Raw genomic sequence first — 21,818 nt, forward strand, 5'->3', positions numbered from 1 at the left:
GAGGTATTTTTAAATGTTACCTGATTGGTTAATTGGTTTGATCATGGGGATGGTAGAAGGATTAACTGAATTTTTACCGGTTTCTTCTACTGGTCATATGATTTTAGTTGCTGATTTATTAAATTTCACAGGTGAGAAGGCTTCATTTTTTGAAGTAATTGTTCAACTTGGTTCAATTCTAGCGGTAGTTGTTGTTTTTTGGAAACGACTTTGGTCAGTATTAGGAGTTAAATCAGATGGTTATAGACAAACAAACCTCAACTTAATTCATATTATTATCGGTGCTATTCCAGCCGGGATTGTAGGGCTAATATTCCATGATTTCATTAAAGATGTTTTATTCTCACCTAAAACGGTTGTAATCGGATTAGTAGCTGGCGGTATTTTATTAATTGTTGCTGAAAAAGTCTCTAAACAACCTAAATCATCTGATTTAGATCACATCTCATATAAACAAGCTTTTATTATTGGTTGCTTCCAAATGCTAGCTTTATGGCCGGGATTTTCACGATCAGGCTCTACTATTGCTGGGGGATTATTATTTGGTTTAGATCGAAAAACTTCTGCAGAATTTACTTTTATTTTAGCAGTACCAATGATGATTGCTGCAAGTGGATTAGATTTTGTTAAAAATATCGATATTTTAAGTGCTTCAGATTTACCATTATTCGCAACTGGATTCATCACTGCATTCGTAGTTGCATTACTTGCGATCGTTTCCTTCCTAAAATTATTAGAGAAAGTAAAACTAACAGGTTTTGCAGTTTATCGTTTTATTGTAGCAATTGTTTTCACGATTGTATTTATATTTTAATTAAAAACTACGAAAAGATAGGACAACCATATTGGTAGTCCTATTTTTTTATTTCTGTATTCAACTTATCGGTTTATTTTACAAATGGAAAAGGCTATTCGTACAACGTATACGAATAGCCTTTGTAATATATATGTTAGTTTTATTTAAATTTAAAAATTGTTGTCTATTGGCGAAAGCCCTACCTCTCTTTCGCAATTCGGCTCCAGGGCCGTTCCATTAGGCAGCTTGTTTCACAACAATCTTCACTAACAGACACTACTACTAATTTTTAAATAAGGTTGAAATAGCTGACGCGTCATGGAATACGTCCAATTTTCTCCCAAATTTTCGTAGTAATAATATCGTTTTTCTAACAGTTATAAGTGGCGCAATAACTATTATAGCATACTACAAATTATTACGCAAACTAATTTTTATAAAGTGTAAATTCAACGGTTCTAGCTTTCACTGTCTTAAAGTACAATTATTGTTTTTCAACATCAAAAGAAAACGTTGTCAATTAAATTACCAAATTTTCGTAAAAGGAGTAAAGTGATGTTGATTTCCACTACAGGATGCTCGCTTTACATTGGGCGAGATTCTTTAGCCTCCTCGGCAAGCCTGCGGGGTCTAAGCCTTCCCGCTAATCCCATAGGAGTCGAGCACCCCTTTAGTTCCAATCAACTTACTCATAAAAATAAGTCTGCAATAAACCATAATCAAAAAGTCTTTACTTAGAGTAACCTAACCGTTGTGTATTAATCAGTTTGTAGGTCAACTAATATCGAACTTTAATTAAACCAATCAACTGAATTTGTTTTCTAAAATTTGCTCATAATATTTTTAACTTCAGAAAAAAACATTACTAGTGATTTTGAATCATAAAATTGCTTAAAATATTAACATTTAAAACCAATGATATATCATCCAAAAAATGATTATATATAAATAAGTTCAATTTAATGTCCGTTTTCCCTATTGACCATATTATATTTCAACACTAAAAAGAAAACGTTGTCTACGATAGACAACGTTTTCTTTTTACTATTATATAATTGCTAATGCGAAAAAAGTACCGAAGATCTCGTAAGAAGTTATTCGCTAAGAGAAATGTCTGTGGAATCACTGTTAGAAGTTAATCGGAATTGAATTTTTCTTTAGAAATTAATGCTAAAAATAAATTAAGAAGCTTTATGTTCTAAACGTAATTTATCAGCTACCATTGCAATAAATTCTGAATTTGTTGGTTTTGCTTTTGACATTGAAATTGTATAACCGAATAATGTAGAAATACTATCGATATTGCCACGGCTCCATGCTACTTCAATCGCATGTCGAATTGCACGTTCAACTCGGCTAGCTGTTGTATTAAACTTTTTAGCGATATCTGGATATAAAACTTTTGTAATTGAACCTAGAAGCTCAATATCGTTGTATACCATCGAAATCGCTTCACGTAAATACATATATCCTTTAATATGTGCAGGTACCCCAATTTCATGGATGATACTTGTGATACTAGCATCTAAGTTACGTGGCTTGCTTTCGTAATTAGAAACTAAAGAAGGTGCATTACGTTTCGTTACCGCACTACCCTTTCCAACTACTTGACGGATATTGCTGATTAAATGCTCCATATCAAATGGTTTTAAGATAAAATATGATGCACCAAGGTCAACAGCTTTTTTAGTAACATCCTCTTGACCAAATGCTGTTAGCATAATAACGTTTGGAATTTTTTCCACTAAGCCAGCGCGTAAACGATCTAAAACCGCTAATCCATCTAAATGTGGCATAATAATATCTAAGACTAGTACATCTGGCTTTTTATCCTTCACTAGAGGTAAGCAGTCTTGTCCATTAAACGCAACACCAACCACTTCCATATCTGTTTGTGCGTTAATGTAGTTTTCTAACATAATAACAAGTTCTTTATTATCATCAACTAATAATACTTTAATTTTCTCCACGCCCGTTCCTCCCTACATCCTCTATAGTGAATTTTCATTACTTATTACCGATAATTTCGACAATAAAAATTTATTTCCTGTTTTTATTATAAATTCTGAATATTTTTATTAATATAGATAGTTTTCTTCAATTTCTTCTAGCATTCGACGATTGCGTTAAAAACTACTATGTAATAAGTCGAATTATACATATAATTCATTATATAAAAAATGAAATAGTATGTAAATTTATAATTTTTAATATAAATTTACAATTCTGTAACATCAACCGTCATATCAACCATCCTTTACATTAAATTTTTTTTAATCTTTCGTTGTTGCTAATAGTATATTACCATTTTTTTCCTATTTTGACTTATTTTTAACAAAATACACTACAAAATATTTACTGTGTTGAAACAAATGTTGAAACCAATTCATAAAGGGAAAGGGGGGATTTTTGAGTATTTTTATGTAAGATCCATTTTACTTTGAAAGGATATTAAACACTTATGAGAGGTGCTGTGTAGCCCTTTAAGCCTTCTCACATGAAAAGATATGGCTTTACAGAACTCGAGCATCTGCAGTGCATTTAAACATAAAAATACACCTACATAATTAGTTAGGTGTATTTTTTAAATCAAGAAGCCTTTTTATTTTGATAATCATAAATCGGTACTTTAGCCTCATCAAGCATCCACTCAATATGAACCCCATACCCACTAGTCGAATCATTTACAAAAACATGTGTAACTGCTCCGATTAATTTTCCATTTTGAATGATCGGTGAGCCGCTCATTCCTTGTACAATCCCGCCAGTTTCTTTAAGTAAACGTTTATCAGTAACTTTTAAAATGATTCCTTTAGTAGATGGGAATTTTTGTTGAATACTGCTTACTATTTCAATGTCAAATGCTTCTACTTTATTATCATGTATTACGGTAAGTATTTTGGCAGGACCTTTTTTCACTTCATTTGATAATGCAATGGGTAAAGGTTGAGACATGATCCCGTTGTCTATTTTATTGTTAACTTTACCGAATATGCCAAATGGACTATTTGAAGTGATATTACCAATCCTTCCTCGATCTAAAGCAAAATGCGCTATTTTTTCTCCTGGTGAGCCATCTGCACCTTTTTCAATTGCAGTGACTGTTGAATAAACTATATGCCCATCTTCTACTTCAATGGCTTTTCTCGTATCGCTATCAGAGATAACATGTCCAAGTGCGCCATATTTTAATGAATTAGGTTCTATGAATGTCATCGTGCCGATACCAGAAGCTGAATCTCTTATATATAATCCAATTCGATAGCTATTATGACCTTGGTCACGAATAGGTTGTAACATTTTTGTGTAATATTTACCCTCGCGTTTTACAGTGATTTTTATAGGCTTTCCATACTTTCCAGCTTTTTGAATAAACGGTAATACATCTGACATTTTTTCGATTTGTTTACCATTCATTTTTATGATCATGTCTCCAACTTTAATACCGGCAATTTCACCTGGAGACTTTTGTCCTGAACTAGTATTTACTAAATGATGTCCAACGACTAAGACACCTACTGAGTTAAGTTTTACTCCTATTGACTGTCCCCCTGGTATTATCCTTAAACTGTTTAATACTTTAACATCTACCTTTTTACTTGGTAATTCATTCATCCCAAGTGCTACATTAACAATTTCTTGTTGATCCTTATTTTTAATGGTAGATGAAAACACATTATTTTGATTTATATTAAACACGCCAATACCAACTATAAATAAAAGGAGAAGAATTTTTATTATTCGATGAACATTTATATTTTTCACAAGCGAATCACTCTCCTTAGCGCCAAATTTCATTTTTTTTAATTCGTGGCTATGTAGTTAATGTTAGCTTTGCAAAAGCAAAATATGATTGTAAAAATATGATAGATTCTTTAACGTATAATGTTGTATTAGTATGTTTCATTTAGCATTTTCCAATTACTAATTTATCAATAATTCCCATAAAAAAAAGAGAATATTTAATGTATAGAAAACAATTTCCATCATTAAACATTCTCTTTATGTTCATTGAGATTGGTATTTTGCAGAAGCTGCCTGATCGATCAATTCTTTAGCGTGTTGAATCGTTACATCTGTAATTTCAACTCCAGCGATCATCCTTGCAATTTCATTAATTTTTTGATCATTTCGTAATGGTGTAACAGAAGTTTTCGTTCGATTTCCATCAATTAATTTGGCGATAAATAAATGCGTATCTGCCATAGAAGCAACTTGTGGCAAGTGAGTTATACAAAGAACTTGAGAATCTATAGATACCTTGTGTATTTTTTCCGCTATTGCTTGCGCTACTCTTCCACTAACCCCTGTATCAACTTCATCAAATATAATTGACGTAATCCCCTGATGCTTCGTGAAAATGCTCTTTAACGCTAGGAACATCCTTGAAAGTTCTCCACCAGAAGCAACCTTTGCTAAAGGCTTTAAAGGCTCTCCTGGATTTGTTGAAATATAAAACTCAACAAAATCAAATCCATCTTTTTTAAACTTTATATGTTGTTCATCAATAATTGGATCTGATTCTTGTCCTTCTTCAACATCAAACATAATTTCAAAGGTTGTTTTATCCATATAAAGCTCTTTTAATTCTTTATGTATATCAGCAGTCAATTTGATAGCTAATTCTTTTCTTTTATTTGAAAGAGTCTTACCAGCTTTAATTAGCTTGATTGTCACATTATCTAAGTCTTTTTGTAGCTTCTCGATATGCATATCTTTATGTTGAATAGTATCCAACTCTTGTTCGATATTTTCTGCGTATTTTAAAATATCAGCAACACTGTGCCCATACTTCTTTTTTAACATAGAGATCTCACTTAATCGAGTTTCAATTTCGTTTAATCTATTTGGATCATATTCCATTTGTTCAATGGAATCACGTAATCGATACGATATATCCTCTAATAAGTAATAGCTACTACTGATTCCTTCATGCATTTCTTTAATGTCATTATCAATATTCGTAACTGACTCTAAAGAATACATACATGATCTAACCGAATCTAAACCTGATCCATCCTGCGATAAACTTTGATATGCTTCAACTAATGACTTATAAATGCGTTCAAAATTAGAAATTTTGAGTCTTTCTTCCATCAACTGATCGTCTTCATTTTCTTGCAAATTCGCATTTTGTATTTCAGTTAGCTGAAATTGAATTAAATCCAACCTATGAGCCATTTGTTGTTCATTTTCAGTTAATTGCTTTAACTGTTTTTTTAAGTCTGTATAGTTATTAAATATATTTTGATATTCAGTATACAAAGGAGCAATTGCTTTTTCATCATATTGTTGTAACATTGGTAAATGATGTTCTTGGTCCATTAAATCTTGGCTCTCATGTTGCCCATGAATATCAACAAGTAAACCACCAATTTCCTTCAGTATAGAAGTTGTCACTAATTTCCCATTGATACGGCATACACTTTTACCAGATGAAGTAATATCTCTTTTTAAAATAATCATTTCATCTTCAATGTCAAAACCTAATTCTCTGCATCTTGAATAAATTAGATGATTCTCATTTTCGATATGAAATAAGCCTTCAATTTCTGCTTTTTCAGTATCATATCTTACGAATTCTGCAGATCCACGACCACCAAGTAACAGGCCGATAGCGTCAATAATGATCGACTTACCCGCTCCTGTTTCACCACTTAGTACAGTTAAACCCTTTTCAAATGAAATGGAAACTTCCTCAATGATTGCAAAATTTTTAATGATAATTTCAGATAACAATGAGTTTCTCTCCTCTTTTTAAAACCATTCTCCTATTGAAGCATGTCAATAAATTTTTCTTTTAAATCCTCAGCATCTACAGGTGTACGACAAATGATTAAGATCGTATCATCTCCACAGATTGTACCCATAATTTCTGACCAATCTAAATGATCAATTAATGCACCAACTGCATTTGCATTACCTGGCAATGTCTTCATTACAATTAAATGACTTGAACTATCAATTTTAATGAATGAATCAATTAAAAGTCTTTTTAATTTTTGTAACGGATTAAATCGTTGATCTGCAGGTAAGCTATATTTATATCGACCATCAGATAACGGTACTTTTACTAGATGTAGTTCTTTTATATCGCGTGAAATCGTTGCTTGGGTTACTTTAAACCCTAAGTCTCTTAGTGATTGTACTAATTCATCTTGTGTTTCGACTTCATTTTTTGCGATAATTTCTCGTATTTTTATATGACGCTGACCTTTATTCATAATACACCTCTTTGCAAATTCCGACAAATATCTTACTTAAAGAATATCTTATCTAATCTACTCGTTATTGTATATATTTTTTTAAACGTTTTCATAAAATGCATTTTTCAGCATGATATTTTCTTTACTTTTTTATTAGGTTGAACGAATCCTATCGAATTAATTACTTAATTTGAAAAAGGAGAAAAAGGAAACCTATTCGGTTTCCTTTCAGTGTCTAGTAAAGAGTACTAAAAATTTGATTTTCAGACTGATTGTAAGCAGCCTGAAAGTCTCCTTCTTATTATTTTACCTTCTTTAATTCACTATGTGCTTCATTTACAATATCCAATGGTAAACGATTTAACTCGCTATTTCCAATTTCCTTTGAACCTTCCCAATGAAGATGAATTAAAAATTCAATATTACCGTCTCCACCAGTTATAGGAGAAAAAGTTAAAGCTTTTATATCATATCCTTGACGAAGCGCAAAATCGATCATCATTTCGATAACTTGTTCATGCACTTTTGGATCACGTACAATACCCTTTTTACCAACTTGCTCTCTACCAGCTTCAAATTGTGGTTTAATTAACGCGACAACATCACTTGAAGGTACTAATAATGTTTTTAAGACTGGTAAAATCAAACGTAACGAAATAAAGGATACGTCAATTGAAGCAAATTGAGGTAACCCTTCAATTAAATCTTCTGGTTTAACATAACGAAAATTTGTGCGTTCCATTACAATAACACGTTCATCTTGCCTTAATTTCCAAGCAAGTTGATTGTATCCAACATCAAGTGCGTATGATTTTTTTGCCCCGTTTTGAAGTGCACAATCCGTAAATCCACCTGTCGAAGATCCAATATCAATCATAATTTTATCTTTAACTGATAGATCGAATGTGTTTATCGCTTTTTCTAATTTGTACCCTCCACGACTCACATAAGGCATAACTTCACCTTTAATTTGTAAAGGGAGTTCGATGTCTATTTTTTCTCCAGGCTTATCTAATCTTTGTTCGTTTGTATAGACTAGTCCTGCCATAATTGCTCGTTTAGCTTTTTCACGTGTTTCGATTAAACCACGATCTACTAAAAGTACGTCTACTCGTTCCTTTTTTGCCATTTAAATGTCATCCTCTTATTTATTACAAACCATTTCACGGATTTTCTTAACCGATTCATCTTTTGTTAAATGAATTTCATCAAGTAATTTATCCACATCACCGTGTTCAACAAATAAATCCGGTATACCAATACGTTCTACGCGGACGTTTTGATAATTATTTGAACTTGCAAATTCTAAAACAGCACTTCCAAAACCACCTTGTAATACTGCTTCTTCAATCGTTAAAATCGGTTTTCCGTCCTTAAAGATATCATTTAACATTGCAGTATCCATTGGTTTAATAAATCTTGCGTTTACTACTTTAACAGAAATATTTTCTTTCTCCAACTCATTCGCCGCATCTAATGCCATTTTAATTGTAGTACCAAATGTTAAAATAACTGCATCAGAACCTTCTCTTAATACTTCCCATGAACCAATCGGAATTTCTTTTAATTGCTCATCCATTGGTACGCCGATACCATTCCCTCTAGGGAAACGTAGGGCAATTGGACCATCTTCGTATTGAATTGCAGTATTTACCATATGTTGGCCTTCATTCTCATCTTTAGGCATCATTAAAACTAAGTTTGGTATATGACGTAGAAAGGCAATATCAAACACACCTTGGTGAGTTTCACCGTCAGCACCTACTAATCCTGCACGATCGATTCCAATGAATACATTTAAATTTTGTCTACAAATATCATGTAATACTTGGTCGTATGCTCTTTGAAGGAATGTTGAATAAATTGCTAAAAATGGCTTCATTCCTTGCGTTGCTAAACCAGCTGCGACTGTTGCCGCATGTTGCTCTGCAATACCAACATCAAAAATTCGGCCAGGTAATTGAGCTTGGAAATTTTCCAATTTTGAACCGACTGGCATTGCAGGAGTAATCGCTACGATTCGCTCATCTTTTAAAGCTAATTTTAATACAGTATCACTAACAAGTTTACTCCATGCAGGTGGTGCTTTATCAGGCTTAATTAACTTCCCAGATTCTACCTTATAAGGACCTGTGCCATGCCAAGTTCCGATATCATCACTTTCTGCTGGCTTATATCCTTTTCCTTTTTTCGTTAGTACGTGTACTAATACCGGGCCTTTAGTTTTCTTAGCATATTCAAGTGATTCAAATAAGTCTTCAAAATTATGTCCATCAACTGGTCCAAAATAAGTGAATCCCATTTCCTCAAAAAACATTCCTTGAGTAACTAAGTATTTTAGGCTATCTTTTAATTTTTTTGATGTACTTGATAGTTTATCCCCGATTCCAGGAATTTTTTTGATCACACCTTCAAGCTCACCTTTAGCCCAACGGTATTTCCCAGTTGTTCTCAGTCTTCCTAAAATGCTATGTAATGCGCCTACGTTCGGAGCTATAGACATTTCATTATCATTTAAAATAACGATGACATCTTTTTGTTCATGTCCAATATGATTCATTGCTTCAAGAGCCATCCCACCAGTTAATGCACCATCTCCGATAATCGGAATAATATATTCACCAGTTTTTTTAATATCTCTAGCAATAGCCATCCCCATTGCCGCAGATAGTGAAGTCGAGCTGTGCCCAGTTTCCCATACATCATGCTCACTTTCATTTCGCTTAGGAAAGCCACATAGACCTTTAAATTGTCTTAGTGTTGTAAATTCTTTAGCACGACCAGTTAATATTTTATGAACATACGATTGATGTCCTACATCCCATAAAAATTTGTCTTTAGGCGAATCAAAGACTTTATGTAATGCAATCGTTAATTCAACAACTCCTAAATTTGGCGCAATATGACCACCTGTCTCAGAAAGCTGCTGAATAAGAAATTTACGAATTTCTTCACTTAATACTTCTAATTCACCGTTCGTTTTATTTTTTAAAAAGCTCGGATTTTCAATTGTCGTAAGATCCATCTTGGATCACTCACCTTCCTAGATGTTAAATCTATATAAATAATTCATTATTATGTAATTTTATCTATAAAATGATTTTACCATACTTGTAGTTAAACGCTAGTTTCTTAAATGACTAACTCTTAACACCATGTATCATAATACCATTTTTATTAAAATCTGTTTAATGTTTTTTATTTTTATAGAACAAAATAATATATATTTTTTTGCAAAATGAAAAGAAAGCCGCTAGCACAAATGTGTTAACGGCCTACATTTCTGTATATTTTATTAACAACATTAACGGTTATAAAGTAGTTACATTATACATAAATGAATAAATCTATTCAATGGACATGGAATTAATTACATAATCAAAGTTTAAAAACTGCGATTTTCAACAAAATCACAAATTGAGATTAAGTAGTCATCTTTAATCCCACATGCTCGAACATGTTGTTTGGCTTCAGTAATAAATGTATGAAGCCTTTCTTTAGCTCCCTCAACTGAATACAACTTAACATAAGTAGTTTTATCATTTTCTATATCACTACCAACTGGCTTACCAAGTACTTCTTCATCACCAATTACGTCTAAAATATCATCTTGTATTTGAAATGCGATACCGAGTTTATAAGCAAATTGGGTTAGGTGAGATAATTGTTCAGCTGTTGCTTTTGAAATGATTGCACCTGCAATAACTGGATACATTAACATTTTACCCGTTTTTCTTTCATGGATATATTGCAATTCTTCTCCACTAAGCTCTTTACTTTCACCTTCCATATCTGCTACCTGACCGGCAACCATACCTTCAGGACCTGCAGCAATCGCTAATTCACTAATTAATTGAAGTTTCACTTGATCAGACACATGAAAATCATTCATTTCCGTAATTAATTTAAATGCGTATGTCAGTAAACCATCACCTGCTAATACCGCAAGATCTTCGCCAAATACTTTATGATTTGTCGGTTTTCCTCTTCGAAAATCATCATCATCCATACATGGTAAATCATCATGAATTAATGAATAAGTATGAATCATTTCTAAAGCACATGCAGGTTTAATCCCTATTAATGGGTCATTACCAAATGCATCTAGCGTTGCGAAAAGTAAAAGAGGTCTAATTCTTTTCCCTCCACCTTGCAATGAATAGGACATAGATTCTTTTAATTTTTCTGGTGCTTTTAATCTTTCAACCGATTTAATCATTTCATCATTTACTATTCTACTGGAATACTCCATAAAATCTTTGAAAGTGTTCATATTATTCCTCCTCAACAGTAAAAGGAGTTTGTTCACCCTGTTCATTTAATATAGAAGTCATTTGCTTTTCAACTTTAGTAAGCTTCTCTTGACAAATTTGAGAGAGTTTTATTCCTTCTTGAAAGTATTCGATCGCTTTTTCAAGTGGTACGTCACCTTGCTCTAATTTTTGTACGATCATTTCAATTTCTTTTATTGCTTCTTCAAAAGTGCGCTCATTTTGTGACAATTGATTCACTCTCCTTTTACTTCAAGTACTTCACAATTTAATTTCCCATCGGTCATTTGTAATTGGAACCGGTCTCCGCTTTTTGCTTGTTTAACCGATTTCATTAATTCGTTATCATTTTTATATGCTAATGAATAACCTCTGGCCATAACTTTTAATGGACTAAGTGCATCTAGTGTATGAACTACTCTTTCCATTTCAAATTTCTTCTGGGTAATTAGGCGATTAAATTCTTTTTGTAAAGACATATGTAATTGCTGGTGCCTTTGCTTTTCAAGCTGAACTCTATTACTTGGATGATGAATAAGTAGCGACGAATTTAGTTCTTTATGCTTGTTTATTTTAGACTTAACAATTTCATTTATTGATGTATGTAAACGTTCATTAATCCGGTCAAATTGCTCTTGTTTTGGATGGAATAGTGAATTTGGATATCTAAAAACATAAGCATCTTGAACAGCCTTTAATTGCGCTTGTTTTCGTTCAATAATCGTATCCATTGCTTTATTAAGTCTTGATTTTCGAACTGTAAATTGCTCTAGTATCTCTCTTTGGCTTAACGAAACTAATTCTGCTGCAGCTGTTGGTGTAGGTGCCCTTAGATCAGCGACATAATCAGCAATTGTCGTATCTGTTTCGTGACCCACTGCGGAAATGATTGGGATTTTTGATTGAAAGATCGCTCTCGCTACTATTTCTTCGTTAAAGGCCCAGAGTTCCTCAATTGATCCTCCGCCTCGTCCGACTATTAACACATCTATTTCTTCCATTTTACCCGCTGTTTCAATTGATTTTACAATCGACGCTTTCGCCCCTTCACCTTGTACAAGCGTTGGAATTACAACTATTTTCCCAATCGGGTATCTTCGTTGAATCGTTGTAATGATATCGCGAACTGCTGCACCAGTAGGTGAAGTAACAACTCCGATTACACTAGGAAAAGAAGGAATCTTTTTCTTAAATTTCTGATCAAAGAGTCCTTCTTCTAATAGTTTTTTCTTCAATTGTTCATAAGCTACAAAGAGACCGCCGACCCCATCAGGTTGCATGTCTCTTATGTAGATTTGATAGCTACCAGATCCTGGGTATACATTTATTTCACCTTGTACAATAACCTGCATACCATCGGTTGGTTGAAATGCGATATTTGCATTATAGGATTGAAACATGACCGCTGCAATTCTAGCACCATCATCTTTTAACGTAAAATAATAATGTCCGCTAGATGAATGACGTTTAAAATTTGAGATTTCTCCACGGAGAAGTATATTTTGCAAATTACGATCCGCTTGAAATTTTGCTTTTAAATATTTCGTTAATGCGGTAACAGTAACTGGTAGCTTTTCCGTCATGCATAGCCCTTCTTTCATTCTTACAAAGCAATAAGATTAAAGTTTAGTACTCAAATTTAATTTACTATCAATTTGAGAAGCTGCTTTTAACGTATTATGAAGTAGCATTGTAATTGTCATTGGTCCAACTCCACCTGGTACAGGAGTAATATAACCAGCAACATTTTTTACATCTTCAAAATTTACGTCTCCGCATAATTTGCCATTTTCGTCTCTATTCATGCCGACGTCAATTACAATTGCTCCCTCTTTAACATAATCAGCTGTAATTAATTTTGCTACGCCAATAGCAACAATTAAAATATCAGCCTGCTTTGTAATATTTTTTAGATTAGTTGTACGTGAATGTGTATAAGTAACCGTTGCATTTTCGTTTAAGAATAGTTGTCCAACTGGTTTCCCTACAATATTACTGCGTCCAATAACAACGACATGTTTTCCACTAATCGGAATATTTGTATTTTCTATTAATTTTAATATACCAAAAGGAGTACAAGGTAGTAATGAATCTTGATTCGTCATCATTCTTCCAATATTAATTGGATGAAATCCATCAACATCTTTTAATGGAGAAATTGTTTCAATTACTTTCTTTTCTGAGATATGAGCAGGTAATGGCAACTGAACTAAAATACCATGAATTGACTGATCATCGTTTAATTTGTTTACAACGGATAATAACTCATCTTCAGTAACTGTTTCAGGTAATTCAATTACTTCAGAATACATTCCTAATTCATTACATGCTCTATGCTTCGAATTCACATATGTTCTTGAAGCAGAATTATTTCCAACTAAAACAACTGCTAAACCTGGTGTAATACCTTGATTTTTTAATTCTGAAACACCATTCTTTAATTCCTCACGAATTGATACTGAAACTTCTTTACCATTAATTAATGTTGCTACCATTTTAGTTTCCCCCTATGCATATAAACAATCTATCTATTTAGAATTTTGATAATACCGCATTGATAAATTTACTAGAATCATCATCACCGTAAACTTTAGCAATTTCAATCGCTTCATTGATTGCTACACTTTTTGGAACATCCTCTAAGTAATTAATTTCTACTAGAGCGATTCTAAGTATATTGCGATCAACGTTACCTAAACGATCAATCGTCCAGCTTTCGATATTTGAAGCTAATTGTTCGTCAATCACTTCTTTATGACTAACAAAATTTGTTACAATTGCCTCTAAAAATGCATCCTGTTTTTCTTCAGCTTCTTCTAATACATGCTCTAATGCATCTGAAGCATTCGCTTCACTTAAATCCATTTGGAATAATGTTTGTAATGCAAGTTCCCTTGCTTTTCTACGTTTCATCAAAATAATAAACTCCTTTAAGCTAAATTCATCATTCGTTGCATAGGTAATAACGAATTCTAATTTTGTATAGTAACACGTTATTTTACCATTTTTTTTAATAAGTTCCAACGACTGTCTGTATTAACTCTAATTTTTATTATTATTAACGTTTCTAAGCAAACTCAATACTTTAAACTGTTTTCTACATTTTAACTTAAAATCCAATAAAATAACAGAATAATGTTTGTGTTTTTTAAAAAAAATTTCCTTTTTATTACTTTAAAATAAAATTTATATACCAAAACACGAACATTAAAAAAGATAGATTAAGAAAATGAGGGATTAAAGGGAATGCAAAGATTTTTAAGAAATAAAAAAACTTTCCAACTAATACCAGATTTTATTAACTTTCCTGGCCTTCCTGACCCCTAAGCCATTCATGTTCTAGTATGCTGTATAAATAAGTGTCTCTCCAGCCGTCTCTTAATAATAGATCTTCACGCATTTTACCTTCTAAATTTAATCCGCATTTTTCAAGAACTTTTGCTGATGCAATATTTCTAAAATCACATGTCGCAAATATTCGATGAAGTTTAAAATTTTTAAATCCAAATGAAATTACTTCTTTAGTAGCTTCACTAGCAAATCCCTTGCCCCAATAGTTTGGATGAATTATATACCCTATTTCACCAATTTGATTAATTTCATCCCTAATATTAAACTCGATTGATCCTATTAATTTATCGGATTTCTTTTCTATTATTGCAAATGCAAATCTAGTCCTATTTATTCGTTTCATATCTCTTAGTATGATTTGAATGAATTCCTTTGTTTCACTCTCTGTATTCGGTCCCCATGGCTGAAATTGACATACAACTGATTGGGATGCATATTTATGTACTTGCTGCCAATCACTTTCAACAAATTCACGTAAGTTCATTCGATTTGTGCTCAAATTTAAAATCATATTGTCACCTATTTCTATTTCATTTATAAATAAATTTTATCACATTTCAAAATATTTAATTAGTTACGATAGAACCGGAAAAAGTTTACACCGATATGAAAGAACTACATAAAACGATCCCTACTTCTTATCTAACAAAACAAAAAAAAGAGCCTCTATTAAATAGAGACTCTTTTTATCCTATTAAAGTTCAATTGGAGCTTCTTGCTCAGGTTTCGTATCGAATTGAACTCCTACTACGTGAACATTTACTTCAGATAATTCAAGACCTGTCATCGTTAATAATGCTTGACGAATATTGTCTTGTACATTACCTGCTACAGTTGGGATTGACTTACCAAATTTAACTAGAATGTATACATCGATTGTAATTCGATCTTCTGATAAATCAACTCGGACACCTTTACCGTGATATTTCTTACCGATAATTTCAGAAATACCAGATGCTAGGTTTCCACGCATGCTTGAAACACCTTCAACTTCAGCAGCTGCAATACCAGCAATTACTTCGATTACTTCAGGTGCGATTTCTACTCGACCTAATGTCGCAGTACCCATTTCTAAAATCTGATTTTCGTTCATACAGATCCCTCCACTTTATCCTTTAACAAGCGCATGCTCCTCAAGGAATTTAGTATTATACTTCCCTTTTACGAAGATTTCATTTTGCAATAAATTTAAATGGAATGGAATTGTTGTGTAAATTCCTTCTACCACAAATTCTTCAAGTGCTCTTATCATTATAGCAATTGCTTCTTCTCTTGTCTTGCCATGCACGATAACTTTCGCAATCATTGAATCATAATATGGCGGAATTGTGTATCCGCTATATACAGCAGAATCAACACGAACATTCGGACCACCTGGTGGTAAATACGTAATGATTTTACCAGGGGACGGCATAAAGTTCTTATCTGGATTTTCAGCATTAATACGACACTCAATTGACCAACCTTTTAAAGATACTTCTGATTGAGTTAATTTTAATGGATGACCTTTAGCAATTAATAATTGTTGCTTAATAAGATCAATACCAGAAATATATTCAGTTACAGGATGCTCAACTTGAATACGTGTGTTCATCTCCATAAAGAAGAAGTTTTTAGTATGTGGTTCATAAATAAACTCAACAGTACCAGCACCCCAGTAATTTACTGCTTCAGCCGCACGAACAGCTGCTTGACCCATTTTTTGACGAGTTTCTTCGTCTAAAACAGGAGATGGCGCTTCTTCTACTAATTTTTGAAGACGACGTTGAATTGTGCAATCACGTTCTCCAAGATGAATTGTATTACCATGTTCATCTGCTAAAACTTGAATTTCAACATGTCTAAAATCTGTAATATATCTTTCAAGATATACACCCGGATTACCGAAAGCTGTTTGAGCTTCTTGTTGAGTAATTTGTATACCTTTTTCAAGTTCGATTTCATCTTTTGCTACACGGATCCCTTTACCTCCGCCACCAGCTGTAGCTTTGATAATAACTGGATAGCCGATTTCTGCAGCAATCTTTTTACCATCTTCAATACTTTGAATAATACCTTGTGAACCAGGTACTACTGGTACTCCTGCTTCTTTCATTGTTTCACGAGCAACGTCTTTTGTTCCCATTTTAGAAATAGAATCAGCCGTTGGTCCAATGAATTTCACATTGCACTCTGTACATAATTCTGCAAAACTAGCATTTTCTGATAAGAAACCATAACCAGGATGGATTCCATCACAGCCAGTTAATTTTGCAATACTAATGATATTAGTCATATTTAAATAACTATCTTTTGATAATTTAGGACCGACACAATAAGCTTCATCAGCCATTTGAACATGTAATGCTTCTTTATCTCCTTCAGAGTAAATAGCAACTGTTTCAATATTTAATTCTTTACATGCTCGAATAATTCGAATGGCGATTTCTCCACGATTCGCTATTAAAACCTTTTTCATTTCTTCACCTTCTCTAGTAAAGTACTGTTAACTTTGTAGGTATTAGGCCTTAACCAAGAATAATGGTTGACCGTATTCTACTAATTGACCATTTTTAGCAAGTACTTCAACGATTTCGCCTTCAACTTCAGCTTCGATTTCATTAAATAGCTTCATTGCTTCAACGATACAAACGATTGAATCGTTTTTAATACGATCACCTATTGCTACGTATTCTTTTGCATCAGGTGATGGAGATGCGTAGAAAGTACCTACCATCGGTGATGTAATCTTATGTAAGTTACTTGTATCTTCTTTTTCCACTACAGGTGCAGCAACTTCTGCAGCAACTGGTCTATCTAAAGTTGCAACTGGAGCAGATGTAACAACAGGAGCTACCTCTTGGTGTACAACTGGAGTAGTTGTAACGACAGTTGTTTGTCCACCTTTTTTAATTTTAACGATAGCACCATTATCCTCAAATTCGAATTCATTTATTGTTGATTGATCGATTAACTTAATTAGTTCTCTAATTTCATGAATTTTCATTCTGTTCACCCCTTAAGACATATAGTCTAATCTTATAACCTAATACTAAACTTTTCAACAAATTATTGTAATTCCTAATTATTTTTAGCTATTTTACAACGAATATTTATATATTATTCCTTACCAAAAATAATTCAATATAAACTATTATAACAGGGAAAACCAAAGACGTAAAAGTGTAGAGGAATTAGGAATAATCCTAAAATTCATATTAATTATTTATATGCTTATTAAAAAAATGAAGAGCCAGTAGTTAATCCCACTGGCAACAGACGATTTAAACGGAAAGCCTTTTATTTTGACTTTTCCATACATAAGGTACTTAGTCGATTTCCATTCCAAGTTGAAAATCACCTCTACCATGCTTCATATATTGTAGAAAATTGGTCAAACTGACAATTGCCTTTTATACAAAATGATAGCCAGTAGAATGACTTCTACTGGCTTTGTCCAAAAAATTATTTAACTTGGAATTTTACAACTACTAATTTTTCACCTAAGACGCTTCTAGTCATTTGAATGATGTCATTTGCTGCTTTTCTGCTTGGTTTTGCAGATGTTACATCGACTTTTACTTCATCATTATCAGAACGAACTAGTGCATCTTTATAGCCAGCTTCTTTAATCATAGTTTCTACATCTGATTCTAATGCAGTTAATTTTTGAAGTTCATTCATATTAGTGAATGCATCACTCTTCTCTTTTGCTGAAGCAGTTGCTGAGTCAACAGTAGCTTTATATTCATCAATTAATTGACTTCTTTGATCTTCTTGTTCCATACGCTGTTTTAAGAATACTTCACTAGTAGAATTTTCTTGAGAAGCAGTTTCTTTACCATTTTGTTTAGAAGTATTTGTTTTAGAATCTGTATTAGAATCTGTCTTCTTAGTATCTTTAGGAGTTGAGTCTAATGAATCTGTATTTGTATTGTTATTCATGTTCATAAAACTTGTTGTTTTTAAATTATCAGGTGTTGTAACATAATAAACTGATAATACAACTACTAAACTTAACATTGTTAATAACCAAATTGTTTGTTTTTTCATTTAACTTTTACCTTCTTCCTCTTATTTTTTTGGTTGTACAGAGACACGATAGCTTGGTACATCAAGTAATCGTGTAACAGCTTCTCGAATCATTTGCTTTACTTCAAGGTTTTCTGCGCCTTTAGCAATAACGAGTACACCTCTAATTCTTGGCATTTCAGTTTCGGCTATAACAGGTTCTTGTTTATCACCGTTATCAATAATGACGACTTGCTCTTCTTGTGATTGATCATCAATATTTCGTTTCCCACCTTGTTTATCTGTTTCCTCAGTTTCTTGAGAACGATTCGTTTTATTTGTTTGATAAACGTTCTTTCCACTACCTTCAAGATTTACTACTACTTTTACATTACTTACACCAGCCATATTATTTAATGTCTCTGTTAGCTGCTGCTCGTATTTTGTTTCATATTCTTCCATTTTGTTTGATGATGATTTTCCACCATCACTTCCAAGAGTCTCAACAGATTTTTCATTATTTTTTGGTGTTCCACTCGTTTGTGTGGAAATAGGTGAAAGCATTGAATTCGTTTTTTGATTTGTATTAGCAAATAGACTGCTTGCAATCATCCAACAAATCCCGAGTCCCAGTAGAGCTAGTACATATTTTCTCGTCAGTTTAAATGGACTTTTTTCTTTGTCAGAAGAGGTTTTGTCATCGCCATTTCCTTTTAGAAAGTCTGCTAATTTTATTGGTGGAATCTTTTTCTTCATTTGTCATTACTCCCCTCCTTCCATCTTGACTTCGATTTGCTTGTCCTCAAGCTCCCATTTATTTGCTAAAAAAGTTTGTAACTCTTGTTGTTTAATTTTTTCATCGTCTGTCTGAACTGGCTGATCGGTATTAATTGATACTTCTTGAACAGGTTCTACATTGCTTGTCTCATCTTTTTTAGGGCCAACGTAAACGATTACTTTGGAAAGGTCCTGGGCTGTTTTGACTGTATTAACTCCATCTTTTACTTGTAAATCCACATTTGTAATGACCTGTTCAAACTCTTTTGTAAAGCTTTTTTCAACGTCCTTTTTCATTTGGACAGCCATTTGTTTTAATATATATGCACGTTCTGCTTCTTGTATTTCATTTTTCTTATTATTTATTTCATTTTTTATTTCGCCATTTGCTTCATACGTTTTTGACTGGTATCCAGCTAGCACTTCTTTTATATTTACTCTGAATAATTGAAAAATTGGTTGGAGCATCATGACAATTAATAATAGACTGGCGACAAATCGGACATATTTTGCTAGGCCGGTATTTGGAATTAACATCATAATGACGGTTGCAACTAATATATAAACGATAATATTTGAAACCCAGTGTATAAAGAATTCCATTTTTTCACCTACCTAAACATGACGACAATGTTTCCTGCCGCTATTATTAAAGTCATACTTAAGAAAAACATTAATGAAACAATTGATAAACAAACAAATAAATAAGTTACACTTTTTCCGATCGTATCAATTGTGCTAATGATATTTTTACTTCCAACTGGTTGTAAAATCGCCGCTGAGAATTTATAAATTAAAGCTAAAACTAATATTTTAATAGCTGGGAATACAACGATTGCTAGTAAAGTAACTAAACCTACTATCCCAACAGTATTTTTTAATAATAAAGACGCACTAATAACTGTATCTGTAACGTCTGCAAAAACTTTACCAACAACCGGAACAAAATTACTTGTTACAAATTTTGCTGTTTTTACTGCTACCCCATCCGAAACTGCAGTCGTCAAACCTTGTACACTTAATACACCTAAAAAAATAGTTAAAAAGATTCCTAGGACACCTACAGCAACATTTCTTATTAAAGAAGCTAGTTTCGTCACCTTTAACTCATCATTTATAATGCTTACAATACTTAAAATTGTAGATACAAGAATTAAAGGTAGTACAAAATACGTCACTAGTAATCCACTTGTATGCATTAAAAAAATTAAAATTGGATGGAAAACGCCAACAGAAATAACACCACCTGATGTTGCAATCAAAGCTAGTAAAATAGGAATTAGTGCTCGTAAAAAATCAATCATAACTGTAATTGCATCTTGGGTGGCCTGCGTTGCAACATAGAAACTATTTAATGCAAACACTACAAGTACTAGAAAAACCACATTATCAGCGATCTTACTGACCGTACTCTTCTCAAATGCATTTTGTAATGATTGGAGTAAAGAGCTAAAAATAACTAACATAATTAAGATCCCTAATATTTTCCCATTACTTAATAACTCAAAAAATATATATTTAGCAAATGCAATAAACCACTCTTGTAATGAAAATTTCTTTTCTCCCTTTATAAATTGGATAAAGTCTCCTTTTTGACTTTCTGGTAAAAAACCACCATATTGATGAACAACTTCATCCCAATATTGTTGAACGTCATCAATTCCTAACTTTTGTATTTGTTCATTTACTATTTCAGCAGGTGGAGGAGCAGCTTGTACAATTCTTGGTACTAAAAAAAAGAGAGTAAAGAAAAGAAGAAAAACTTTCATCCTTTTTGACATAATGTCCTCCTCCCCTTACACTTAAGAAATTTTTGGTAAAAAACTTAAAATTGTTTCAATTAAGGCTGTTAAAATCGGTACTGCAAGAACCAAAATGAGTACTTTGCCCCCTAATTCAATCTTGGAAGCAATTGCCCCTTGGCCTGCATCTTTCGTAATTTGAACTCCAAATTCAGCTATGTATGCGATCCCAATTATTTTTAATAAAGTTTCAACATACACATTTTTAATACTAGCTTGATTTGCTAGTTTTTGAATTTGATCTAATAAGAACTGCACCTTATCTAATAAAAATAAAAACAAAACACAGCTTATAAAAACAGTTATTGCTAAAGTAAAATTATTCATTTTAAATTGATTTAATAGAAGAATGACAAATGTAGCAGCTAAACCAATACCAACAATTTGGATGATTTCCAAAGACTCTCACCCCTAATCTAATGAAATAGAAATACATCCCTAACTTTATTAAATAGATCTCCAGCTTTAGTGATAACTTGAAGAAATACGATAATGAATGCAGTAATAATCGTCCAAGTAGCAAACTCTTCCTGTCCGGCTTTTTTTAAGACCGCATGAATAATTGCAGCAATTACTCCAATCCCAGCAATTTGAAACATCAGCGCATAATTTGTAATCAATTTAA

21 protein-coding genes and 1 pseudogene are annotated in these 21,818 nt (G+C 32.7%); 1 reads left to right on the top strand and 21 read right to left on the bottom strand.

The annotated features are described in order from the left end of the window. Positions 1 to 13 precede the first annotated feature (13 nt). Positions 14 to 814, top strand: coding sequence for an undecaprenyl-diphosphate phosphatase (gene bacA / locus BM319_RS19990; protein WP_069034064.1), 801 nt, complete (start codon positions 14 to 16; stop codon positions 812 to 814). Positions 815 to 1,977: 1,163 nt separating this feature from the next. Here bacA and spo0A read toward each other — a convergent pair. The 21 genes and pseudogenes from spo0A to spoIIIAC form a co-directional block, all read right to left on the bottom strand. After that, positions 1,978 to 2,766 (bottom strand): sporulation transcription factor Spo0A, encoded by a 789-nt coding sequence (gene spo0A, locus BM319_RS19995; protein WP_069034065.1) that lies wholly within the window; start codon positions 2,764 to 2,766, stop codon positions 1,978 to 1,980. A gap of 619 nt (positions 2,767 to 3,385) precedes the next feature. Next, positions 3,386 to 4,495: pseudogene (spoIVB, locus tag BM319_RS20000) on the bottom strand (SpoIVB peptidase); the annotation flags it as partial. Between the two features lie 309 nt (positions 4,496 to 4,804). Continuing rightward, the gene (gene recN, locus BM319_RS20005) at positions 4,805 to 6,535 is read right to left on the bottom strand and encodes a DNA repair protein RecN (RefSeq protein WP_091024386.1); all 1,731 of its coding nucleotides are present in this window, start codon (positions 6,533 to 6,535) and stop codon (positions 4,805 to 4,807) included. A gap of 32 nt (positions 6,536 to 6,567) precedes the next feature. Further along, positions 6,568 to 7,020, bottom strand: coding sequence for a transcriptional regulator AhrC/ArgR (gene ahrC, locus BM319_RS20010; RefSeq protein ID WP_069034068.1), 453 nt, complete (start codon positions 7,018 to 7,020; stop codon positions 6,568 to 6,570). 283 nt (positions 7,021 to 7,303) lie between these two features. Next, positions 7,304 to 8,131 (bottom strand): TlyA family RNA methyltransferase, encoded by an 828-nt coding sequence (locus tag BM319_RS20015; RefSeq protein WP_091024388.1) that lies wholly within the window; start codon positions 8,129 to 8,131, stop codon positions 7,304 to 7,306. Positions 8,132 to 8,146: 15 nt separating this feature from the next. After that, positions 8,147 to 10,027, bottom strand: a complete 1,881-nt coding sequence (gene dxs / locus BM319_RS20020) for a 1-deoxy-D-xylulose-5-phosphate synthase (RefSeq protein ID WP_091024390.1) — start codon at positions 10,025 to 10,027, stop codon at positions 8,147 to 8,149. A gap of 360 nt (positions 10,028 to 10,387) precedes the next feature. Next, a complete protein-coding gene (locus tag BM319_RS20025) occupies positions 10,388 to 11,275 on the bottom strand; it encodes a polyprenyl synthetase family protein (RefSeq protein WP_069034071.1) in 888 nt (295 codons plus the stop codon). A 1-nt stretch (position 11,276) separates the two neighbouring features. Continuing rightward, positions 11,277 to 11,504: an exodeoxyribonuclease VII small subunit gene (locus tag BM319_RS20030; protein WP_439097786.1), complete on the bottom strand. Its 228-nt coding sequence runs from the start codon at positions 11,502 to 11,504 to the stop codon at positions 11,277 to 11,279. Between the two features lie 5 nt (positions 11,505 to 11,509). Beyond that, a complete protein-coding gene (gene xseA / locus BM319_RS20035; RefSeq protein WP_069034072.1) occupies positions 11,510 to 12,856 on the bottom strand; it encodes an exodeoxyribonuclease VII large subunit in 1,347 nt (448 codons plus the stop codon). A 36-nt stretch (positions 12,857 to 12,892) separates the two neighbouring features. Beyond that, complete coding sequence (gene folD / locus BM319_RS20040; RefSeq protein WP_091024392.1) at positions 12,893 to 13,768, bottom strand: bifunctional methylenetetrahydrofolate dehydrogenase/methenyltetrahydrofolate cyclohydrolase FolD; 876 nt, start codon at positions 13,766 to 13,768, stop codon at positions 12,893 to 12,895. Between the two features lie 37 nt (positions 13,769 to 13,805). After that, positions 13,806 to 14,186 carry a transcription antitermination factor NusB gene (gene nusB, locus BM319_RS20045; RefSeq protein WP_069034313.1) on the bottom strand — a complete coding sequence of 127 codons (381 nt, stop codon included), beginning with the start codon at positions 14,184 to 14,186 and terminating at the stop codon, positions 13,806 to 13,808. Positions 14,187 to 14,571: 385 nt separating this feature from the next. Then, positions 14,572 to 15,135 carry a GNAT family N-acetyltransferase gene (locus BM319_RS20050; RefSeq protein WP_091024394.1) on the bottom strand — a complete coding sequence of 188 codons (564 nt, stop codon included), beginning with the start codon at positions 15,133 to 15,135 and terminating at the stop codon, positions 14,572 to 14,574. A 183-nt stretch (positions 15,136 to 15,318) separates the two neighbouring features. Beyond that, the gene (locus tag BM319_RS20055; protein ID WP_056475162.1) at positions 15,319 to 15,717 is read right to left on the bottom strand and encodes an Asp23/Gls24 family envelope stress response protein; all 399 of its coding nucleotides are present in this window, start codon (positions 15,715 to 15,717) and stop codon (positions 15,319 to 15,321) included. Positions 15,718 to 15,732: 15 nt separating this feature from the next. Next, entirely contained in the window at positions 15,733 to 17,082 is a 1,350-nt protein-coding gene (gene accC / locus BM319_RS20060; RefSeq protein WP_069034075.1) for an acetyl-CoA carboxylase biotin carboxylase subunit, read from the bottom strand. A 42-nt stretch (positions 17,083 to 17,124) separates the two neighbouring features. Further along, positions 17,125 to 17,610 (bottom strand): acetyl-CoA carboxylase biotin carboxyl carrier protein, encoded by a 486-nt coding sequence (gene accB / locus BM319_RS20065; protein ID WP_091024396.1) that lies wholly within the window; start codon positions 17,608 to 17,610, stop codon positions 17,125 to 17,127. Between the two features lie 458 nt (positions 17,611 to 18,068). Beyond that, positions 18,069 to 18,656, bottom strand: coding sequence for a SpoIIIAH-like family protein (locus BM319_RS20070; RefSeq protein ID WP_069034077.1), 588 nt, complete (start codon positions 18,654 to 18,656; stop codon positions 18,069 to 18,071). A gap of 21 nt (positions 18,657 to 18,677) precedes the next feature. Next, positions 18,678 to 19,370 carry a stage III sporulation protein AG gene (spoIIIAG, locus tag BM319_RS20075; protein ID WP_091024398.1) on the bottom strand — a complete coding sequence of 231 codons (693 nt, stop codon included), beginning with the start codon at positions 19,368 to 19,370 and terminating at the stop codon, positions 18,678 to 18,680. 6 nt (positions 19,371 to 19,376) lie between these two features. After that, complete coding sequence (gene spoIIIAF / locus BM319_RS20080; protein ID WP_069034079.1) at positions 19,377 to 19,994, bottom strand: stage III sporulation protein AF; 618 nt, start codon at positions 19,992 to 19,994, stop codon at positions 19,377 to 19,379. Between the two features lie 8 nt (positions 19,995 to 20,002). Further along, a complete protein-coding gene (gene spoIIIAE, locus BM319_RS20085) occupies positions 20,003 to 21,172 on the bottom strand; it encodes a stage III sporulation protein AE (protein WP_069034080.1) in 1,170 nt (389 codons plus the stop codon). A gap of 21 nt (positions 21,173 to 21,193) precedes the next feature. After that, the gene (gene spoIIIAD, locus BM319_RS20090; protein ID WP_069034314.1) at positions 21,194 to 21,583 is read right to left on the bottom strand and encodes a stage III sporulation protein AD; all 390 of its coding nucleotides are present in this window, start codon (positions 21,581 to 21,583) and stop codon (positions 21,194 to 21,196) included. Positions 21,584 to 21,609: 26 nt separating this feature from the next. Continuing rightward, a complete protein-coding gene (gene spoIIIAC / locus BM319_RS20095; RefSeq protein ID WP_088072847.1) occupies positions 21,610 to 21,813 on the bottom strand; it encodes a stage III sporulation protein AC in 204 nt (67 codons plus the stop codon). Positions 21,814 to 21,818: the final 5 nt, after the last annotated feature.

It is taken from the genome of Bacillus sp. UNCCL81 (assembly GCF_900112535.1).
Taxonomy (GTDB): Bacteria; Bacillota; Bacilli; order Bacillales; family Bacillaceae_G; genus Gottfriedia; species Gottfriedia luciferensis_B.

Coding starts and splice junctions, on each gene's coding strand:
- BM319_RS20025 (WP_069034071.1), bottom strand. CDS start 11,275: ATGAACACTTTCAAAGATTTTATGGAGTATTCCAGTAGAATAGTAAAT.
- folD (WP_091024392.1), bottom strand. CDS start 13,768: ATGGTAGCAACATTAATTAATGGTAAAGAAGTTTCAGTATCAATTCGT.
- dxs (WP_091024390.1), bottom strand. CDS start 10,027: ATGGATCTTACGACAATTGAAAATCCGAGCTTTTTAAAAAATAAAACG.
- BM319_RS20070 (WP_069034077.1), bottom strand. CDS start 18,656: ATGAAAAAACAAACAATTTGGTTATTAACAATGTTAAGTTTAGTAGTT.
- BM319_RS20015 (WP_091024388.1), bottom strand. CDS start 8,131: ATGGCAAAAAAGGAACGAGTAGACGTACTTTTAGTAGATCGTGGTTTA.
- bacA (WP_069034064.1), top strand. CDS start 14: ATGTTACCTGATTGGTTAATTGGTTTGATCATGGGGATGGTAGAAGGA.
- BM319_RS20050 (WP_091024394.1), bottom strand. CDS start 15,135: ATGATTTTAAATTTGAGCACAAATCGAATGAACTTACGTGAATTTGTT.
- accB (WP_091024396.1), bottom strand. CDS start 17,610: ATGAAAATTCATGAAATTAGAGAACTAATTAAGTTAATCGATCAATCA.
- spoIIIAF (WP_069034079.1), bottom strand. CDS start 19,994: ATGGAATTCTTTATACACTGGGTTTCAAATATTATCGTTTATATATTA.
- accC (WP_069034075.1), bottom strand. CDS start 17,082: ATGAAAAAGGTTTTAATAGCGAATCGTGGAGAAATCGCCATTCGAATT.
- BM319_RS20055 (WP_056475162.1), bottom strand. CDS start 15,717: ATGAACGAAAATCAGATTTTAGAAATGGGTACTGCGACATTAGGTCGA.
- spoIIIAG (WP_091024398.1), bottom strand. CDS start 19,370: ATGAAGAAAAAGATTCCACCAATAAAATTAGCAGACTTTCTAAAAGGA.
- xseA (WP_069034072.1), bottom strand. CDS start 12,856: ATGACGGAAAAGCTACCAGTTACTGTTACCGCATTAACGAAATATTTA.
- ahrC (WP_069034068.1), bottom strand. CDS start 7,020: ATGAATAAAGGTCAGCGTCATATAAAAATACGAGAAATTATCGCAAAA.
- spoIIIAE (WP_069034080.1), bottom strand. CDS start 21,172: ATGTCAAAAAGGATGAAAGTTTTTCTTCTTTTCTTTACTCTCTTTTTT.
- nusB (WP_069034313.1), bottom strand. CDS start 14,186: ATGAAACGTAGAAAAGCAAGGGAACTTGCATTACAAACATTATTCCAA.